At 67.0% G+C, this 17,364-nt stretch carries 19 protein-coding genes and 1 pseudogene; 3 read left to right on the top strand and 17 right to left on the bottom strand.

From position 1 onward, the window contains the following. The first annotated feature begins 190 nt into the window (after positions 1 to 190). Positions 191 to 439, top strand: coding sequence for a hypothetical protein (locus tag Q4V64_RS29055; RefSeq protein ID WP_124440321.1), 249 nt, complete (start codon positions 191 to 193; stop codon positions 437 to 439). A gap of 226 nt (positions 440 to 665) precedes the next feature. On the opposite strand, the gene Q4V64_RS29050 is transcribed toward Q4V64_RS29055, so the two are convergent. From Q4V64_RS29050 to Q4V64_RS55305, 5 genes are all read right to left on the bottom strand, one after another. Next, a complete protein-coding gene (locus Q4V64_RS29050; RefSeq protein ID WP_124440322.1) occupies positions 666 to 968 on the bottom strand; it encodes a hypothetical protein in 303 nt (100 codons plus the stop codon). Next, positions 965 to 1,708: a GntR family transcriptional regulator gene (locus Q4V64_RS29045; RefSeq protein WP_172629209.1), complete on the bottom strand. Its 744-nt coding sequence runs from the start codon at positions 1,706 to 1,708 to the stop codon at positions 965 to 967. The genes Q4V64_RS29050 and Q4V64_RS29045 overlap by 4 nt, the downstream gene beginning before the upstream one ends. Then, positions 1,705 to 1,929, bottom strand: a complete 225-nt coding sequence (locus Q4V64_RS29040) for a hypothetical protein (RefSeq protein ID WP_124440324.1) — start codon at positions 1,927 to 1,929, stop codon at positions 1,705 to 1,707. Before Q4V64_RS29040 ends, Q4V64_RS29045 begins: the two co-directional genes overlap by 4 nt. A gap of 199 nt (positions 1,930 to 2,128) precedes the next feature. After that, the gene (locus Q4V64_RS29035; RefSeq protein ID WP_253266962.1) at positions 2,129 to 2,299 is read right to left on the bottom strand and encodes a hypothetical protein; all 171 of its coding nucleotides are present in this window, start codon (positions 2,297 to 2,299) and stop codon (positions 2,129 to 2,131) included. Positions 2,300 to 2,445: 146 nt separating this feature from the next. Further along, positions 2,446 to 2,724: a hypothetical protein gene (locus Q4V64_RS55305; RefSeq protein ID WP_124440326.1), complete on the bottom strand. Its 279-nt coding sequence runs from the start codon at positions 2,722 to 2,724 to the stop codon at positions 2,446 to 2,448. 78 nt (positions 2,725 to 2,802) lie between these two features. On the opposite strand from Q4V64_RS55305, the gene Q4V64_RS29030 reads away from it, so the two are divergent. Both Q4V64_RS29030 and Q4V64_RS29025 read left to right on the top strand, forming a co-directional pair. Then, positions 2,803 to 3,558: a GntR family transcriptional regulator gene (locus Q4V64_RS29030; RefSeq protein WP_124440327.1), complete on the top strand. Its 756-nt coding sequence runs from the start codon at positions 2,803 to 2,805 to the stop codon at positions 3,556 to 3,558. Positions 3,559 to 3,751: 193 nt separating this feature from the next. Continuing rightward, positions 3,752 to 4,957: a hypothetical protein gene (locus tag Q4V64_RS29025; RefSeq protein ID WP_124440328.1), complete on the top strand. Its 1,206-nt coding sequence runs from the start codon at positions 3,752 to 3,754 to the stop codon at positions 4,955 to 4,957. Positions 4,958 to 5,675: 718 nt separating this feature from the next. Here Q4V64_RS29025 and Q4V64_RS29020 read toward each other — a convergent pair. The 12 genes and pseudogenes from Q4V64_RS29020 to Q4V64_RS28965 form a co-directional block, all read right to left on the bottom strand. After that, positions 5,676 to 6,164 carry a hypothetical protein gene (locus Q4V64_RS29020; RefSeq protein ID WP_124440329.1) on the bottom strand — a complete coding sequence of 163 codons (489 nt, stop codon included), beginning with the start codon at positions 6,162 to 6,164 and terminating at the stop codon, positions 5,676 to 5,678. A 2-nt stretch (positions 6,165 to 6,166) separates the two neighbouring features. Continuing rightward, positions 6,167 to 6,889 (bottom strand): annotated as a pseudogene (locus tag Q4V64_RS29015) (DUF6192 family protein). A gap of 342 nt (positions 6,890 to 7,231) precedes the next feature. Next, a complete protein-coding gene (locus Q4V64_RS29010; protein ID WP_124440332.1) occupies positions 7,232 to 8,479 on the bottom strand; it encodes a hypothetical protein in 1,248 nt (415 codons plus the stop codon). A 13-nt stretch (positions 8,480 to 8,492) separates the two neighbouring features. Then, positions 8,493 to 9,485: an NAD-dependent epimerase/dehydratase family protein gene (locus Q4V64_RS29005; protein WP_253266964.1), complete on the bottom strand. Its 993-nt coding sequence runs from the start codon at positions 9,483 to 9,485 to the stop codon at positions 8,493 to 8,495. A gap of 74 nt (positions 9,486 to 9,559) precedes the next feature. Continuing rightward, the gene (locus Q4V64_RS29000) at positions 9,560 to 10,705 is read right to left on the bottom strand and encodes a hypothetical protein (RefSeq protein WP_124440334.1); all 1,146 of its coding nucleotides are present in this window, start codon (positions 10,703 to 10,705) and stop codon (positions 9,560 to 9,562) included. 23 nt (positions 10,706 to 10,728) lie between these two features. Further along, on the bottom strand, positions 10,729 to 12,036 hold the full coding sequence (locus tag Q4V64_RS28995; protein WP_172629210.1) for a nucleotide disphospho-sugar-binding domain-containing protein: 1,308 nt from the start codon (positions 12,034 to 12,036) through the stop codon (positions 10,729 to 10,731). Between the two features lie 35 nt (positions 12,037 to 12,071). Further along, positions 12,072 to 12,854: an ABC transporter permease gene (locus Q4V64_RS28990; protein WP_216377614.1), complete on the bottom strand. Its 783-nt coding sequence runs from the start codon at positions 12,852 to 12,854 to the stop codon at positions 12,072 to 12,074. Then, on the bottom strand, positions 12,821 to 13,813 hold the full coding sequence (locus Q4V64_RS28985) for an ABC transporter ATP-binding protein (RefSeq protein ID WP_124440336.1): 993 nt from the start codon (positions 13,811 to 13,813) through the stop codon (positions 12,821 to 12,823). Before Q4V64_RS28985 ends, Q4V64_RS28990 begins: the two co-directional genes overlap by 34 nt. Then, positions 13,810 to 14,778: an NAD-dependent epimerase/dehydratase family protein gene (locus Q4V64_RS28980; protein WP_124440337.1), complete on the bottom strand. Its 969-nt coding sequence runs from the start codon at positions 14,776 to 14,778 to the stop codon at positions 13,810 to 13,812. Before Q4V64_RS28980 ends, Q4V64_RS28985 begins: the two co-directional genes overlap by 4 nt. Positions 14,779 to 14,816: 38 nt before the next feature. Next, positions 14,817 to 15,326, bottom strand: coding sequence for a chorismate pyruvate-lyase family protein (locus Q4V64_RS28975; protein WP_172629211.1), 510 nt, complete (start codon positions 15,324 to 15,326; stop codon positions 14,817 to 14,819). Positions 15,327 to 15,386: 60 nt separating this feature from the next. Further along, the gene (locus tag Q4V64_RS28970) at positions 15,387 to 16,217 is read right to left on the bottom strand and encodes a glycosyltransferase family 8 protein (protein ID WP_124440339.1); all 831 of its coding nucleotides are present in this window, start codon (positions 16,215 to 16,217) and stop codon (positions 15,387 to 15,389) included. Between the two features lie 37 nt (positions 16,218 to 16,254). Further along, positions 16,255 to 17,340, bottom strand: a complete 1,086-nt coding sequence (locus tag Q4V64_RS28965) for a phosphotransferase (RefSeq protein WP_124440340.1) — start codon at positions 17,338 to 17,340, stop codon at positions 16,255 to 16,257. Positions 17,341 to 17,364 lie beyond the last annotated feature (24 nt).

Genomic DNA, 17,364 nt, shown 5'->3' with positions numbered 1-17,364 from the left:
CCTTGCGTAGATGTGCGCGCACGCGCGCGTACCAGGCGGACCAAGACGTCACAAGGCAGTCCGCTCGCGCCCTCTGCAAGGTGCTCAGATTGACCTCAGCCGCAGACCGGCGGCTGAGGAGTGAAGGCGGCAGCGCCTCTACGCATCCACCGCCTCCACTCACCCAGCAACAGCAACCTCGGAGGAAACTGTGCCTACCCAGCCTAAGCACCTTGGCTCTGACACCAGCGCGTTCGTCGCTATCGTCTTCGTCGGAGTCGTGCTCATCATGAGCGGCAGCGCAAGCGTCACTGAGCTGACGTCGCTCGGTGGGCTCTATGTCGCCTGGATCAGCCGCCCGCGTCGCGACCAGCACCGGCTCACCTGGTCGGCCGGGAACCGCTGGTGGAGCGCAGGGCTCGAGATGCGCGACGGTGGATTCGCTCGATCAGAAGGCTGACGTTGCCCTCGGCTCAGGCCGCACCACAAGCGCACCAGATCGAGCGGGGAACAGCGGGGAATCACGGTGATCGCAGCTTCCCAAGCTGAGGGCACCGCCGTCGATCCGGACCGGCTTGGCTTAAATGGGGAGAGAAGTCCCGGTCAGGGACCGGGACTTCTCTCCCCATGAGTGCGCTGCTGCGAAGCGAAGGTCAGCGCTACCAGTCGCGGCTTCTGATTACCCTTCAGGAAGGGTCAGGTTCGCTCACCGCCAAGAGGTGCCCGCGGCTGGTCGCGACACGGAGCACGTCTCGCAAGGCTTCGGTCAGCTTCGTCGCCAGAGGGCGCAGCTCCCCCGGATCCGCATCCTCGTCGCCGAGTACTTCTAGTGCTTGCTCCAGCAGTTCGGCCGCCATCCCGAGTTGGATCGCTTCCATGTCGTCCGCCAGGCGGGACATGTAGCCTGCGCGGTCGTCGGTGCTGAGATAGCAGGGCTTGCCCTCCGGCCCCGACCACGGGAGAAGCCTCAGTTCGTTTCGGACTGTCATCCTTGTGTCTGCCTCTCCTCGATCACTTGGTGGGTGGTGAAGACCGCGTCGACGCGGTCCCCCGGGAACACCAGAAGCGCGGCCTCGACGACCCGCCCAGCGCTGTCGGCGGCGACGCGTGTGATCGCGAGAACCGCCACGGCGGAGCTGATCCGGAGGGTCGAGACTTCGTCCGGCGTCGGGAGGCGGGCGCATACCGTCTCCCGGAACTCGGCCGGCGGGGGGCTCAGCATGGCGAACCTCGTGACTATCCCCTCGCTTGAGGTTCCGTCGCCGAGTACTGAGGTCGGCGTCAGGTCACGCGGGACGTAGAGACGGGCCAGGCTGTGCGGCGACTCTCCCTCGTGGCTGATGCAGAGGAACTCGGTCAGTGGCGTACCGTTCGGCACCCTCAACAGGGCTGTCAGATGCCCGCGCGCCCGGATCGCGGTGGTGCGGACAGTGACGCGCAGAGCCGCGTCAGCAGCGGTCCACGGATCCAACGTGCCCCATCCGCCGACGTATGTGATCTTGCGGAGGGGACGACGAACGAAGTTCCCCTTGCCATGGATCTTCTCGACGAGGCCTTCCCCCTGAAGCACTGCGAGAGCATTCCGCAGCGTCGGCGTGCTGACCCTGTATTGACCGGCTAGCTGAGACTCAGAGGGAAGGCGTTCGCCAGCCTTGATCCGGCCGGTCGTGATCTGGTGCCGGAGGTCATCGGCAATGCGGTGATGGCGAGAAGGCACGGACTCCATCACCGCCTTCTCAGCATCCGCACGGCGACGAGCCGGGTCCGCGTGTGCATGGTCAGCAACTCACCCGACTCGAACAGGAGTTGCTTGGCCCCGTGGGGCAATTGGAAGAGGTTGCTCACCCGGCACGCCCGGCCGCCGACCTGTATGACGTCGCCGCACTGCACGGTGGTCGAGGTGATCTCAACGGTGGATACCAGCGCGCCGCTGGGTGCCCATTCCCTCACCGCTTCACCTCCGCAAGCGTGGACTGGTCGAATGCCGAGTGGCAGGGGCAATCGCATGCCTCGTAGATCACCGGAATGTCGATCGGCGCCGCGGCCGGGGAGGACTCCGCACAGGCATGGTGGGTGCCGATCCGGCATGAGGACGATCGGTAGGAAGCGGCCTCAGCGTGCGTGATGCGAGGCCGTTGGCGAGGAGGCATCAGCGGACCCCCGCGAGGGCGGACCAGGCTTCGGCCGGCAGATGGCAAGCTACGACCATCGAGCGCTGCCGTACGCGCTTCTCGCAGGCCAGCACGTACGGACGGACGAGCGCGATGTCCTCACCCGCGAGCGAGTCCGCGCGGTCCGGGTGCCGTCCCTGGGCGGTCATCGACCTGTCGGTGAGCGCAGGGTGTGCCAAGGCAGTTGTCGGCCGGGAGGAGGTTAAGGGGCGGCGGTGCCTGCCCCTGGGGCGGTGCCGCTCCCTGGTGAGCGAGACGGCACGACGGATACGGTTGAGCAACGCTGCTCAGCTCCTTATCGCTGATGGCTCGGTCCCCCGGCATCGCCCGTCGTGGGGACCGCTTTGTGTACGACCGCCCAGAGGGTGCGGCCGTTCAAGCTGGTGGCGAGAAGCCCGAATTGATCGGCCTCGGCCACCGCTTCCAGGGCCTCCCGCCATGACTCTGCGGAGAGTGATTCCGGCACCTCCGCTTCGACCGTCGTGTGTCGGGCGTGCTCCTCCACGCGCGTGGGGAGCCCAACGGCCGATAACCGGGCGGCGATGGCCGCCGCGCTAAATCCCGAAGCGGGCACAGGGCAGCCTCCGTCACCAGCGATCACCTTGCGTGAAGCTAGTTAACTAGATTAGAGCTAGTGGACTAGATTTTCCATATGCCTGAGCAGCCGCCCTATCTCCGCATCGCCGACGAACTCCGGCGGCGGATCGCGGAGCACGTGTGGGGGCCGGGGGACCGTCTTCCCTCCCGTGCCCAGATCGGCCAGGAGTGCGGCGTGGGCGAGAACGTGGTGCGCCGGGCACAGGAGCTGCTGATCTCCCAGGGCGTGCTGGAGGGCCGCGCCGGTTCCGGTACGTATGTCGCCGAGCCCCGGCAGCGGGTGCGAGTTGTCCGTTCAGCGGCGCGCGAGCAGCCCGACGGGTCCCCGTTCCGCGCGGACATGAAGGCTGTGGGCAGGCAGGGAGATTGGGAGAGCCGGACCGACGCCAAGGTCCCGGCGCCGACGGACATCGCGGCTCGTCTCGGTATCGCCGAGGGCGACCTGCGCGTCCGCACCGAGTACGAGTTCCTCGCCGACGGCAGGCCGGTGCAGCTGTCGACGAGTTGGGAGCCGTACGACCTCACGGCCGGCACTCTCATCGTCCTCCCCGAGGGAGGGCCGCACGCCGGGGCGGGCGTCGTGAACCGCATGGCCGAGATCGGCATCAACGTCAGCCACGCCGTGGAGCAGCCGGAGCCCCGGCAAGCGACAGCCGAGGAAGCGTCACTTCTCGGCATCCAGAAGGCCGCGCTGGTCACGCATATCCGCCGGACGTACTACAGCGACCAGGGGCGGCCCGTGGAGACGGCGGACATCGTCGTGCCCGCTGCTCACTGCGAGATCGTCTACGAGATCCCGATCAGTCGCTAGCGAGCTGCGGGCATGAAGTGAGAGACACCCTCTGCGGCTGGGGCGGTCGGCTCCACGCTTTACGCAGCCACTTTGGCGCGAGCCTCGAAGATCATGGCCCCAAAGCAGCTCCAGGCCAAAGTCGTTCCGCCGACCTGGTCCGATCGCTAAGATCGAATGCTAGTCAAGGGAAGTCTGGTTAGAGGGGGGAGTCGTGGAGTTCGCGGTAGGCACCGGTATCGCCTTGACAGCATTGGCTATTTCCTGGGCGGCGCTTGTATGGCAAAAACGAGGCGGAAGCTTCAAGAGGATGCACTACACGGCCTACTATGAACTGTTGACGCTCCAGCGTGGCGAGGAGGCCATCGAGAGCTTAATTGACGGCCCTATTAGTGTAAATCTCGAACCGGGCGGCCGTCGCCTTGTTCTCCCCATGGTATTTGAACTCAGACTAGCGAATACCGGCAAGGCTCCAATTCTGCAAAGCGACTTCGCCAGCCCTCTGACAATTCGCTTCGGAAATCTTTGCAATTTCGTGGGTGGCTCCATGGAGGTGAACCGAGGATCTATATCCGAGTTCTTCGGAGAAGACCCCTTTGAGCTTGGTGACGGATGTCTGCAAATCAAGCCATTCCTCATGAATCCAGGCGACGAGGTAACCCTTTCTGGAATTCTCAATGGCCCTGTTGATGAGAAGGGGATTGAAGTTAGCGGGCGCATCTCCGGTGTAGAGACATTTGGCCGCTTAAAGCCAAAGGGCACCGGCATACGCATGACGGCTGGGGTCAGGTCAATGATCTTCGAGAGGATGGAAGACTGGCCCGCCGCCGGGCGAATTCAGGCAAAGGTCATAGTAATCCGCAAGTTTTTGCCGCTAGATGACATTGCTCCAGGGGCGACAGAAGGCCACATATCCACGAGGCTCAACGGAACACCAGTCCGCGATATGCACACAGTAGCTTTCACCCTGGAGGCTCTCGCCGACGGCGCAACGGAGCTCGACCAGGGATCGATTACCTTCGAGACAACCGAGTCCACCTTCCTCGATTGCGAGGTGGAGCTAGACGGAACGAAACTCTCCGGGCAGCACGCTCGCCACCTAGTTACCTGGAGCGGCAAGAAGGTATCTATTCGGTCTCGCAGAATAAGGCGCGGCCAAGACCTAGTGGTTCGCTTCGTCACTGAGGGGGACGCGGAAGATCTAAGGGTGACGAGAATGCCTAGTTGCATAACGGACATTCAGATTATGAGGATGGCGATCGTCGAAGATCCTCTAGGGCGAAACCTCCTCGATATGCAGCCGCGTTTCCTGCTTTTCAGTCAGCGCGCTCATCGGAAATTTCATATGGATATGCCGCGAATCAAGGATTTTTCCCAGCGCAGTCGCGAAATTGTAACGAGGATATTGCACGGCGGCTGATGGCTACGTTGGCTCGCGGACGACAGACAGGACGCGAAGCGATGTCACGCAGCCACAAGACCGACCGGTTGGTCACGGTCCTCAAGGAGGTGGAAGCAGCCCGGCGGACGTGATCTGCTTTCACAGTCTGGTTCAACACCGTTGAGTGTCTAACTGCGTGACAACGCCGACGCACAGCGGCGGACAACCACGCACACGCACGGCCCATCGCAGCAGGTGAGAGCCACACCGACCCAAGGTCGAGGCCCCACCCAAGTTGCTTCGGGACGAAGAGGTCGTGGGTTCAAATCCCGCCACCCCGACAGTGAAACACCAAGTCAGGGGCCTGATTCACCAAGTGGATCAGGCCCCTGATTCGTTCCCGAAGATCGTTTGGGAGAAATCTGGGAGAAGATCTTGGTCGGCTTCTCCCAGGCGCGGTGGCCACTTCCGTACGCGGTCCGTCAGATCCGGACGTCTCACTGCTGCACGTCCGCAAATTAGAGTCTGGGCGGCCCGGCCTCCAGCGTTGCCATCGGACTTTGAAGGTTGGAGGCCACGCGCGGCGCAGGGCAGAGGCGGGTCTCCGGGCACGCTGGCCCGCGGCCGAAGCTGGCTGCGTCGGCACTCGATTGGACAGGCGTGGCTTGCTGACGCATCTGGGTGAGGCGATCATGGAACCGGCGGGGTGGGTCCACCCTGGATGTGGGCCCACCTCGTCTCCGGCTGCATCGTGCGGTCAGGTCTTCCGGCCCCTGGACGATGCCGGTGACCTCTTCACGGGAGTTGTTGCCTTCGCCTTTGCCGCCGCGGTCTCCGGGGAGAAGCCAGCGGCTTTGAGGATGTCCATCGCGTCGAAGATGGACTGCAACTGCTTGGTCAGCAGTGTCACCGTGAGGAGTTCCTGAGCCTCGGGCGGCAGTTCCTTCAGCGAGCACTTGTAGATGCGCACGGCCTGCCGATACAGGGACTGCATGCGCTCGGCCGCGTAGGCGGTGCACTTGTCGGCGTCAAGGGTGACCGCGTAGTGGCCGCGGTACCGGACGAAGCTCTTCTTCTCGGCTTCGCACTTGACATCTCGGATCCAGCTCTTGCCGCGCTCAAACTGGCTCCTGGTGTTCCGGCCGATGGCCCGCTCAGGGGGGAGGCCGTCCTCGCCGGCCTTGGCCACCCGGCCCCAGACGTCCTCACCGCTGTCGTGCGCCGCCTGGCGGCGCGTGGTCGTCATGATTACTCGCCTTCTTCGTCCTCCATCAAGCGCGCGAGCGCCTTGTCCGGGTCGGTCCTTCCGGTCTTGATGGCGGTCTCACACCAGTCGAGCAGCATGCGCGCCTTGTGCACGTTGTCGAGGACCGCCTGCTTGGTCTCCTCGGTGTAGTCCTGGGTGTGAACCTCGGGGATGATCCGTTGAAGCGAGACAGAGAACGAGGCAAACGCCCCGATCAGCCGCAGGATCTCCATCGGGGCCTAGGTGTATCGGACGCCGAGAGGAGCGACTTCCTCCTCGAACTCCTCCTCCACCTCCGCAGCGTCGCCGGCTGAGGCCATCTCGGCATCGGCTTCCGCTGTCTCGTCGGCCTGGCGCCAGTGTTCGTACTGAGCCTCGCGCATCAGGTGCCGGGCGTGCTGGTCGGATTCGAGGCGGGCCCGGACGTCCGGGCGTCCGAGCATCTCGGTAACCGCCTTGGCTGCATCTTCATCCGTGTGGAGCAGGCGCCGGGTGTGGGCAAGTCGCTCTTCCTGGTTGGTAGGCGTCCCGACGGCACGGTGCACGACCTTCTGGGCCTCGTTCACCGTCCAGCGGTACTCCTTGGTGAACGGGTCGTAGGGGTCCTTACGGATCAAGATGTACCGACTCCGGACGTAAGCCAGGGTTGCGTGCACCGTGAAGCTCACATCTGCCCGGCGCTTCGCCTTCGGCCACTGCCGTGCGACGACGTAGTAGCTGCGCAGCGTCTCCGGATTGGCACCGATCTGATGCGCCAGAATCTTGACCGGCCTTCGTGTAGCCGTCGGGAACAGTCAGGGTCGTCACGAGGAGCCTCCTCGCTTGTCGAGCGTCAGGCCATGGGTACAGCGTCGTGTTTCTCCACCACGCCTGCGAGGCAACGGAGGGCAGGTCGGCTTGGTCGGGGACGGGGACGACCAGCGGCATGCTGAGATGCTCGCCATGAGGCGCCGCCAGGGCGATGGTGTTCCAGAAAGCGCGCTGTGCCCAGGACAACGCGACGGGACCGCAGCCGGTTCCCGAGAAGGGCAGTGTGACGCTGTCGGTGGTGTGGTCGATCGGCACCCTCAGACCCCCAGCTCCTGCACGGCGGCGGTCACCAGGGCGACCTGGCGCTCCTTGTAGGCGGCCAGTTCCCGGCTCAGTCGGTGCGCTGCCGTCGCGTACGAGGGGTCGGACAGGATCGCGTCAATGCCGGACGCCAGATGCCGGGCGTCGAGGGGCGGGCTGTCGTGCCGTTTCCCCGTGTCGTCGACGAACGTCAGTCGCCGGTTGCGCACTTCGGTGTGCCAGAGGCACCGGCCGGCGTCGGTGTCCTCAAGGAACACCCGTCCGTTGGCCTCGTTCTCCGACATGAACGGCGCGACGAGCACGGGGCGCCCGGCGCACAGGGCGGCGTGGACGGTGGAGTGTCCGCCGTGCGTCACGGTGATGTCGGTGGCGGTGACATGGGAGGTGAGCGTGCCGAAGTCGGTGTGACGCAGCCACTGGCTGTCCGCGTCCGTACCTCTGGGCGAACTGCGGTAGACGAGGGCGTCAAGTTCCCGTGCGACGTCGGTCAGCATGTCGTCGACCTGGCCGGGCCAGAGTTCGCCGCTGCCGAGCGAGACGTACACCTTGGCCTTGCCGGGGGCCGCCGTGCCCGGGTCGGCCGGTGGTGTCCCGTCCGCCCAGATGAGGGGCCCGCAGTGGAGCGCCGCGGCGGTGCCGTCCTTCGCGGGTGGCGGTGCGGGGTCGACCGAGGGGACGCTGGCGACGAGCGTGCGGTCGCCCCAGTTGAGGTCGCTCGCGTGCGGGAGCGGGTCCAGGCCCAGTTCGTGTCCCACGGCGTCGAAGGCCGCGAGGCAAGGCGGGTAGGGCGCCGCGCGCAGACCGGTCCCCCTCGCCCAGGACATCCATCCCCACTCCTCGTCGGTGAGGAAGTCACCATCGGCGATCGACAGAACGGGTACGCCGGCCTGGCGGGCGGCGAGCACGGCGGTGGGCTGCATATGGGTCACGACCAGGGCCGGCCGGTGCTGCCGGATCAGTGCGGCGTCCCGGGCGACGTCCCGGCGGACCCGCTGGACGTTGTAGTAGCCCGCCTGGGACCAGGCATGCTCCACGTCCGGGACGACCAGGTAACGCCGGTCCGCGCTGACCCGGCCGGCGCGGGGCCCTGGCCCTGCCCCGCTCACGCCGGACAGCGGCTCGGCGACGCCGTCGCGGCATACCAGCGAGCGACAGCCGGCATGGGCGTCGAGGAGCTTTCCGATCTCGATGAGACGACCGAGATGCCCGGCACCGATGTGCCAGGGGAAGAGAAGCGCTTTCATTCCGCTCCCTCGCTCAGCACCGGACGATCCGGGAGTGGAACCAGGCGATCGTGCTCCTCAGCCCCTCCTCCGGGCCGACCCTGGGATGCCAGTTCAGCACGGACCGGGCCAGGGAGATGTCGGGCCGGCGCCGCGAGGGATCGTCCTCGGGGCGTTCGACGAAGCTCACCGAGGACGACGTACCGCACAGGCTCATGACCGTGTGGGCGAGGTCGATGATCGGCCTCTCGTCCGGGTTGCCCAGGTTGATGGGGCCCGAGTGGCGGCTGAGCGCGGCGGCAAGGATGCCGCGGACCATGTCGTCGACGTAGCAGACGGACCTGGTCTGCAGGCCGTCGCCGGTGACGGTCAGATCGCGTCCGGTCAGGGCCTGGCTGATGAAGGTGGGGACCACCCGGCCGTCGTCGGCCCGCATACGCGGCCCGTAGGTGTTGAACAGTCGTACGATGACCGTGTCCACGCCATACCTCTTGCGGTACGCCGTCACCAGTGCTTCCGCGAACCGCTTGCTCTCGTCGTACACGCTGCGCGGACCTATGGGGTTGACGTGTCCCCAGTAGGACTCGGTCTGCGGATGCTCCAGCGGGTCGCCATACACCTCCGAGGTGGAGGAGAACAGGAAGCGGGCGCCCTTGGCGCGGGCGAGGGCCAGCAGGTTGAACGTCACGTCGCTGCCCGCCCTGAGCGTCTCGATGGACAGCCGGTCGAAGTCCTGGGGCGAGGCGGGAGAGGCCAGGTGGAGGACGGCGTCGAGGGGGCCGTCCACGGGCAGGTCCTCCTCGGCGCCCTGGATGAGCAGGGAGAAGCCCGGGGAGTCGCTCAGGTGCGCCACGTTCTCAGTGGTTCCGGTGGTCAGGTTGTCGACGCAGATGACCTCCGCGCCGTTGCCGAGCATGGCTTCGCACACGTGCGAGCCGAGGAAGCCTGCCCCGCCGGCGACGAGTACGCGGTTCAGTTCCCTGGGCGCTCGGGTTTCCGGCGGGAGGGTGCAGGCTATCTCGGACAAGGAATGCTTGGGAGGCGTTTCCATCTTCTTCCTCTCACGCTGGCCGCGCTGGAAAACTCCGCTGCCAGACGGGTCTACGGCGCCACCGCGTGGGCCTGTCCGGCGAACTCCTCATACGCGTCCAGCCAGCCGTCCACCGCGGCGAGGCTGCGCAGCCAGAACGTCTGCTCCTCCACTCGTTCATCGCCCAGCAACACCGCCGCTTCCTGGAGCAGCGTTACCAGTTCGCGGGCCGCGTCGAGGTACGAGGTCGCGGTCAACCTGGTTGAGCGCAATCGGTCCACGAAGTCGTCCGTGAGCCGCATGCCGGGGATCTCACCGGCGAGGTCCTTCAGGAGGTCGTGGTCATTGCGGAGCTGTTCAACCACGGGCGGGCCGTAGGCGACCAGGTCGCCGAAGTGGTCGATGATCCGGCGGGCGAAGTAGCTCATGAAGATGTCGTCGTACCGGTCGATGACGGCATCCCCGACCCGCTCTCCCATGCCCCACAGGAAGCATGCCGGAAGGACGTCCCGGGCGAACGCCGTGTTCTGCGAGTTGAACGGGCACCACGTCGTCGGGGCGAGTACGACCGGCCATTCACCGCCCAGGGAGGTGATGCCGGTGGCCGCGGGGCGCACCGCGATACGGGTGACCGCGTCGATGTCGGGATCGCCCGTCCACAGGCCGGCGTTCACGACGATGCGGCCCTCGGCCCGGCCGGTTTCGAAGGTGCCCCGGTGGCCCGCCTTGCCCAGGGGGAAGCCGCGGTGGCGGATCGGCACGGGGGGCGAGCACTCGACCAGTTGGCCGACGTCGAACCATCCGGCGGGCGAGGAGATCGCCGGGAACTCGCCCCGGGCGCCCACCTTGAGGTGGTGCCTGAGGTAGTCGCCGACGACCGGAATGTTGTCGTCGTCGACGGAGATCATGACATCGCTGGAGAGTTCCGCCGCCATGAGGAAACCGAGATTGCGGCGCTGGATGGAGTTCCAGCGCAGAAAGGGCCGTAGGCGGTTGGCGCGGCTCAGCAGCTTCAGTTGCCGGGCGACGCCGACGTGGACAACGGGCAGCCCCTCACTGCGCAACCGGGCGCACAGGTCGCCGACCTCCGCGTCGCCGCGTCGGTCACCGACCACGATCACCTCCCCGGAAGCGCCGGAGTCCGCGAGTTCGACCGCGTAGTCACGGATGGTCGCGGACGGACGAATGGTGGTCATGACGATGGAGACACGAGTCATGGCTGAATCTCTCCGGGAGTCCTTCACCAGTTACCTGCAGTGCCGATGTCAGTGGTCAGATCGCGCTGTGCGCGTGCGTCGTCGATGGATGCGGCCACCTCGGTCGGTGGTGTGAACGCGCCTCGCTCGCCGACTTCGTCCAGGGCGAGCCTGAGATCATGCGGCGTCACGGTGGGGTCCGTGGAGGCGGGCCGATAGCGGTGGGCGAACGTCAGGTACTCCCGTCCGGTGCCGAGCGTCAGCTTCCGCAGGAGGAACCCGGCGCCGGTGGATTCCACGAAATGCGCTGCGTTGGCCTCCTGCTCCGACATGAAGGGGATGACCACGGCGGGTTTACGGTGCCGGAGCGTGGCGAAGACGGTGGTGTAGCCGCCGTGGTGGACGACAGCGTCCGCCCAGCCCAGCGGACGGTCCAGACCGACGAACGGCACGCTGCGCACGCGGGCGGACTCCGCCACGGACAGGCCGTCCGGGGGCCGGAATCCGGCGCCGACCAGGCAGCTCCAGCCGGCGCTCGTGGCACCCTCGACCAGGGTCCCCAACTGGTCCACGGTGTATTTTCCGCCGTGGCCGAGGGAGATGTAGAGGCGCCGCCCAGGCTCGCCGAACTCCTCGAGGCGGGCGTCGGAGGAACCCTCGTCGTCGACGGCCTCCCACTCGATCGGGCCGACCAGGCTCATCGGGCCGCGGGACCGGATCGGGGGCTGGGACTTCTCCAGCAGTTCCACACTGGCGATCAGGGTGAGATCGCCCCACAGCAGATCGCTCACGTGCGTGATCGCGGGGAGGCCGTGCTCGGCGAGCACCTCGGTGAACGCGGGCAGGCAGCTCGGGTAGGGCCGGCGCACCCGTTCGTGCTGGACCGGCGGCATCCAGCACAGGTCCTCGTCGCGGAAGTAGTCGGAGTCCCCGACGGACACCAGCGGGACCTGGGTGATCCGCGCCGCCATGGCGCCGGTCGGGCTGAGGTCCACGACCACCAGATCGGGCTGTACGGACCTGATCAGCCGGAGGTTGGCCTCGAGCTCACGCCGGATGCGTTCGGCGTGGTAGTAGCGGGACATCGCGTACACGGTGTCCAGCCCGTCGATCGCGATGTACGCGCCCTGCCTGGACCCCATGTCCGGTACGGCCGTCGCGTACTCGTCCGCCGGGTCGGCGAGCGCGAAGCCCTCACGCCGGACGTGTCCCTCCTTGGTGTCGCACGCGAAGAGGCATCGCACGCCGTGGGTAGCGAGCTCCTTGGCGATGGTCAGCGACCGGCCGACGTAACCGAATCCGACACCATGACTCCAGGGGAAGAACAGCACGGTACGGCCGGCTGTGCGCATGGTCCCGCCTTTCGTTGCCCTCGATGATGGATGCATCAGGCCTCCGCCCGCGTGAACGACCGCACGCCGGCGACCGTGAGCAGGGCGGAGAGCGCCACTGCCACCAGTCCTCCCGTCCACAGGACGGAGTCGCCGAACTCTCCGGCGTAGGCCGCGCGCAGCGCGTCGACCGCATGGCTCAGGGGATTGAAGAACGCGATCCGCCGCAGCCAGCTGGGCGCCAGCGTCAACGGAAGGAGCACCCCCGACAGAATCACCAGCGGCAGGGACACGTTCTGGACGATCGGGGTGAACGTCGTCTCGTCGGCAAGCCGGTACGCCAGCGCCGACGATCCGACGGACACCCCGAGGTTCAGCAGGAAGATGAGCACGATCCCGAGCAGTGCGCCGCCGGCACTGCACCGGAACCCCAGGGGCAGGGCGCACACGGTGATCACTGCTGCCTGGACAGCGGTGACCGTGGCGTTTGCCAGGGAACGGCCGTACAGGAGACTGCCCGGTGCCGCCGCGGAGACACGCTGCCGGTCGAGCACTCCTTCCCTGCGCTCCTGCAAGGTGGCGTAGCCGGAGAAGCCGGCACTGAAGACTGTCAGTTGCAGAAGCAGTCCCGGCACCAGCACATTCAGCCCGCCCGGTCGGCCGGAGTCCCCCTGCGGGTACGCCACGCTGATGAAGGGGCCGAAGAACAGCACGTATATCAGCGGCTGCGTGAACCCGAAGACCACCCTGAGCGGGCTGCGTACGAGCATCATGAACTGCCGCCGTGCCACTACCCAGGTGGGGATCAGCCATGCGGAAGAGAGGCCGCCTGCGTCCACCGTGCACCTCCTCCACCGGTGATCTCGTCGAAGATGTCCTCGAGTTCCGCGGTGTGCACCTGGACCGAGGCGACCATCACGTGGGCCGCGACCAGGGACATCACCAGGCCGACCATGACCGTGCCCGCGTCCGCCACGGTCACGGTGAGTTCGTCGCCGTCCGCCACGACCGATCGGACGGAGTCGAGGCGTTGGAGTTCCTCAGTCGGCCAGGGCTGCGGGCCGGGGCGGCCGGCGCGGACGACCACGACATCGCCGGCGAGTGTCGTCTTGAGCTCCCTCGGTGAGCCGACCGTGATGACGCGGCCGCCGTTCAGGGCGATGAGCCGGTCCGCCAGCGACTCCGCCTCGTCCAGGTAGTGCGTCGACATGAGGATGGACACGCCCTCTGCCTCGCGCAGTCGCCGGATGTGCGTCCACAGCTCGGCCCGGGCGTCCGGGTCGAGCCCGGTGGTGGGTTCGTCGAGCAGGATGACGCGTGGCTGGTGGACGAGGCCGATGGCGATGTCGACGCGGCGCCGCTGGCCTCCGCTGAGGAAGCGGAGTTCGCGGTCGGCGAGGCGCTCCAGGCCGAAGGCCCGGACGACGGCCTCGCTGCGGCGCCTGGACTCCGCCCGGCTCAGGCCCTGCAACTGCGCCGAGCAGTAGATCTCCTCGCCGACCAGCAGGCCGCGGCTGGGGGACCCGCTCATCTGCGGCACGTATCCGATGGACCGCTTGACCGCCCGGGACTGCCGGACCACGTCGGCGCCGGCCACGCATGCCGTTCCCGCGGTGGGCCGCAGCAGCGTGGCCAGCATTCTGAACAACGTAGTCTTGCCGGCGCCGTTGGGGCCGAGCAGTGCCACGATCTCGCTGCCGCCCACCTCGAAGGAGACCCGGTCGACGGCGGCGACCCGTGTGCCGGACACGGTGAACTCCCTGGTCAGCCGGTCGGCGCTGATGACGGGCTCACTCATGTGAGAGCCTGCTTGACCTGCGAGTAGATCCACGCGTACGTCTGTTCCAGCCCGTGCGCGAGGGAGGTCGACGGGGCCCAGCCGTACCGGCCCATGATCTCCGTGTTGTCGCTGCTTCTCCCGCGCACCCCCTGTGGAGCGTCCAGTTGGTACTGGCGCTCCAGGCGGACGCCCGCAATGTCTTCGAGGATGTCGACGACCTGGTTGATGCTGACCATCTCGTCACTGCCGAGATTGACCGGCTCCGGATGGTCTCCCTCGGTGATCAGCAGCGTGCCCTGAACGCAGTCGTCGATGTAGGTGAAGGTGCGGGTCTGATTCCCGTCGCCCCAGATACGGAGCGACTTCTCACCGGTCAGCGCCGCCGTCGCGACCTTGCGGCACAGCGCTGCCGGTGCCTTCTCCCGGCCGCCGTACCACGTTCCGAACTCGCCGTAGATGTTGTGGTAGCGGGCGACCCGGGTCTGGAAGCAGTAGTCCTCCAGGAAGTGACGGCACATGCGCTCGCTGAAGAGCTTTTCCCAGCCGTAGCCGTCCTCCGGCATCGCCGGATAGGCATCGCTTTCCCTGAGGGGCGCGGTGTTCGGGGTGTTCTGACGGCCCTCCGCGTAGACACAGGCCGACGAGGAGTAGAAGAACCTCTCGACACCTTCCTCTCGGGCGCACTTCAGGACGTGTGTGCTGGTGAGGACCGACAGCATGCACGCGGCCCTGTTGTTCTCTATGAAACCCATTCCGCCCATATCGGCGGCGAGGTTGTACACCGTGGAGCTGCCTCGCACCGCGCGGCGTGCGCTGTCCGGCAGGGAGACGTCCTCGCGTATGTTCTCCGCTTCGGGGTGTACCTGACACCACTCGTCGAGGGGTTTGATGTCGACGGCGCGCACCGACTTTCCTTGTCTCAGCAGGGCGGCGACGAGGTGGCCCCCGATGAATCCGCCGGCGCCGGTGACCACTGCGCTCACATGGGACACGGTCCTGCTTCCCTTCCCTGAGGAGTTGTTCACAACAGGCCGAGACAGATGCGCGTGAACAGTTCGGTGATCTCCATGACGGGACGTTCGTCCCGCCAGACTTGGCTCACGCGCTCGACGACCGGATCGTCGTCGGAGTGCGAGGGGGGATCGGCATCGCCCGGTGTCGGTGCGAGCAGTCGGCAGCGGACCACCTCGCGGAACACCTCGAGCCGGTGACGGGTCAGAATCCGCCCGATGGGCTGGGTGCCGCAGCGCAGCGCGCCCTGCACCTCGGGCGGCAGCCGGGCGAGTGCCAGATGGGAGCGTGCGGTGGCCAGGCGGAGCCCGGTCTGCGACATCAGGACGGCGTCCCGGCGCAGTGCGGTGCGGTTGCCGTGGTCGTACAGCACACTTTTCGCGGGCAGGGGAATGTCATGCTGGCGCACGTCGACGACCTGAATGGGGGCGCCGACGATTTGTTCCAGCAGGTTGGTGACGTTGCCGTCGAATCCGGTCAGCAGGCGTACGAACCGTGACGCGGAATCGGATTGTTTCACCGAGTGCATGATCCACCAAAGGTCCGTCGTAATCCCACGACCAGCGCGCGGGAAAGGACGTCAGAAGGAGCTGTAGAGCTTCTTGTTGGGCGATTCCGGATAGGTGTCCAGCCACGGTTTGTCCCGTCCGACGAAGTGGAGGATCTTCGCCTGGGCTTCCCGCGCCCGCAGTTCCCGCAGTCCCATGCCATGGGTTGCGAGCATGTTCCGGACGCGGTCGTGGCGGGCGAGTTCACTGATCGGGAAGCAGTTCCACCGCGGATCCAGTGCGGTCCACTCCCCGATCAGCACCCCGTTCAGGGCGTCCTGCTCCCAGATCTTCACCCGGGCGGGGTCCCGCGCGAACTCGGCGGCTCGCTCGTCCGTCCGGCTGGATATCCATTTCTGGACGTCCACCACCATCACTCCGGAGTTGAAGTACGGCAGTCCCGCGTACTTCTCCTCGGCGCCCGCGCTCGCGGGGAACGCGAACGGCGACGTCAGCCAGGGGTTGAAGGCGTCCTGGACGGCCGCCAGAGTCTTTCCCCCGAGGTCGACGTCGTACAGTTCCCGGATGTCGCCGAGCACGACCAGGTCGACGTCGATGATGAGCAGCCGCTCGAATTCCCGGCAAGCCCGGGCCGCCGCGAGCTTGCGGTAGGTGGCGTCGGAGATGTGGGACCGCGCGTCCACGGTGAGGTCGGGTCCCTCGACCTCGACCGGCTCGATCGTCAGGACGTCCGGGCGTTGCTGCCGCAGTGTGTCGATGGCCTGCTCGTCGAGGTCGTTGTGCACGACCCGCACGGCGACCCGGTCCAGGGTGGTGTTCGCGGCGAGGGATCGCAGCATCGTGCAGGCCGGCCGTACATAGGCCGAGTCGATGCTGATCACCACCGCGGTGTCGGTCGTCATCCGCCCTCCTTCTGTTGTGGCCTGGCGCGTCGTGTGCTCACGGCTGCTGGAGCCGCTCGGCGGCGTCCTGGGCGCGTTCCAGGCCTTCCGCGATGTCCTGCTCGATACCGGCCCGGATACCGGGGTCGAGACCGTCGTTGCCGGCGGCGGCCAGTCCCGGTCCCAGCCGCACCTGGACGGCCCACGACACGGACCACAGGTCGATGACCTGCCGTGCCGCCGTTACCAGGGAGTCGCTCGCGCCGCCGTCGCCGAGTGCGCGGCAGTACGTGTTGGTGATCAACTCGTCGAACTCGCGTCGGGTGAGCGCGCCGAGGTTTCCGCCGCGCGCCCGGTAGTTGCTGAGGAAAACCGCGATGTCGCCGCCGATCGGCCCGAGGCCCGCCTGCGCCCAGTCGATGAGGAGCAGCCGTCCGTCGGCGGACCAACCCGCGTTGTCGATGTGGAAGTCGCCGTGCTGGAACGCGGTCGGCGCCTCGGCGAGCCGCCGGGCGTAGGACTCCGCGTCGTCAAGCAGGCGCGACCCGCACCGCAGGGCTTCGGCCGACAGCACCGACCTCGTGTCGTCACCGCCCTTCAGGGCGGCGAGCACCTGTTGCCGGGCCGCCGGCACGTGATGGCGGAACGCCTCGAACTCGCTGCTCGTCCAGTCGGCCTCCGGCTCGAACGAGGGCACCTCGCCCAAGTGCAGCTGCGCGGCCGACTCCACCGCCCGGACCGCCTGCGGCACGTCCCAGGTGACGTCCAGGCTCGCGGCCACGTCCTCGAGCCACAGGCATACCGCCTGGTCCGTCCGGTCGACCGCGTACAGGGTGGGCGTCGTGACCGCTCCGGTCAGGCACGACACCACATCCGTGCGGTAGACGTCCGCCTCCCGCTCGGCGCCGAGCGACCCGCGCCGGAATCCACCGGGGGCCTCGTCGTCCCTGAGGGAGCCGGCCTTCAGGATCACGAAGCGCCCCCAGGGCGAAGCGGCGCCCAGGTCGACGCGGACGATCGCCGCCTCGGACAGCCCGGGCGACAGATCGGCCACGACTCTGGCGGCGGACGGAACCACGCCCTCGTGCCGATGGCGTTCGAGGAGGGTGCGGATCACGTCGTCCGTCGGTTTCAGGGGACTCATGAGGGCGGAAACCTCTTCTCTGCG

The sequence above is a fragment of the Streptomyces sp. NL15-2K genome, assembly GCF_030551255.1.
In the GTDB taxonomy this organism is placed as follows: domain Bacteria; phylum Actinomycetota; class Actinomycetes; order Streptomycetales; family Streptomycetaceae; genus Streptomyces.
This window is presented reverse-complemented; position numbering and strand designations above follow the sequence as displayed.

Excerpts from the sequence above, each read along its gene's own strand:
- Q4V64_RS29050 (WP_124440322.1), bottom strand. The coding sequence starts at position 968 with ATGACAGTCCGAAACGAACTGAGGCTTCTCCCGTGGTCGGGGCCGGAG.
- Q4V64_RS29035 (WP_253266962.1), bottom strand. The coding sequence starts at position 2,299 with ATGACCGCCCAGGGACGGCACCCGGACCGCGCGGACTCGCTCGCGGGT.
- Q4V64_RS29030 (WP_124440327.1), top strand. The coding sequence starts at position 2,803 with ATGCCTGAGCAGCCGCCCTATCTCCGCATCGCCGACGAACTCCGGCGG.
- Q4V64_RS29020 (WP_124440329.1), bottom strand. The coding sequence starts at position 6,164 with ATGACGACCACGCGCCGCCAGGCGGCGCACGACAGCGGTGAGGACGTC.
- Q4V64_RS29010 (WP_124440332.1), bottom strand. The coding sequence starts at position 8,479 with ATGAAAGCGCTTCTCTTCCCCTGGCACATCGGTGCCGGGCATCTCGGT.
- Q4V64_RS29000 (WP_124440334.1), bottom strand. The coding sequence starts at position 10,705 with ATGACTCGTGTCTCCATCGTCATGACCACCATTCGTCCGTCCGCGACC.
- Q4V64_RS28995 (WP_172629210.1), bottom strand. The coding sequence starts at position 12,036 with ATGCGCACAGCCGGCCGTACCGTGCTGTTCTTCCCCTGGAGTCATGGT.
- Q4V64_RS28985 (WP_124440336.1), bottom strand. The coding sequence starts at position 13,813 with ATGAGTGAGCCCGTCATCAGCGCCGACCGGCTGACCAGGGAGTTCACC.
- Q4V64_RS28970 (WP_124440339.1), bottom strand. The coding sequence starts at position 16,217 with ATGACGACCGACACCGCGGTGGTGATCAGCATCGACTCGGCCTATGTA.
- Q4V64_RS28965 (WP_124440340.1), bottom strand. The coding sequence starts at position 17,340 with ATGAGTCCCCTGAAACCGACGGACGACGTGATCCGCACCCTCCTCGAA.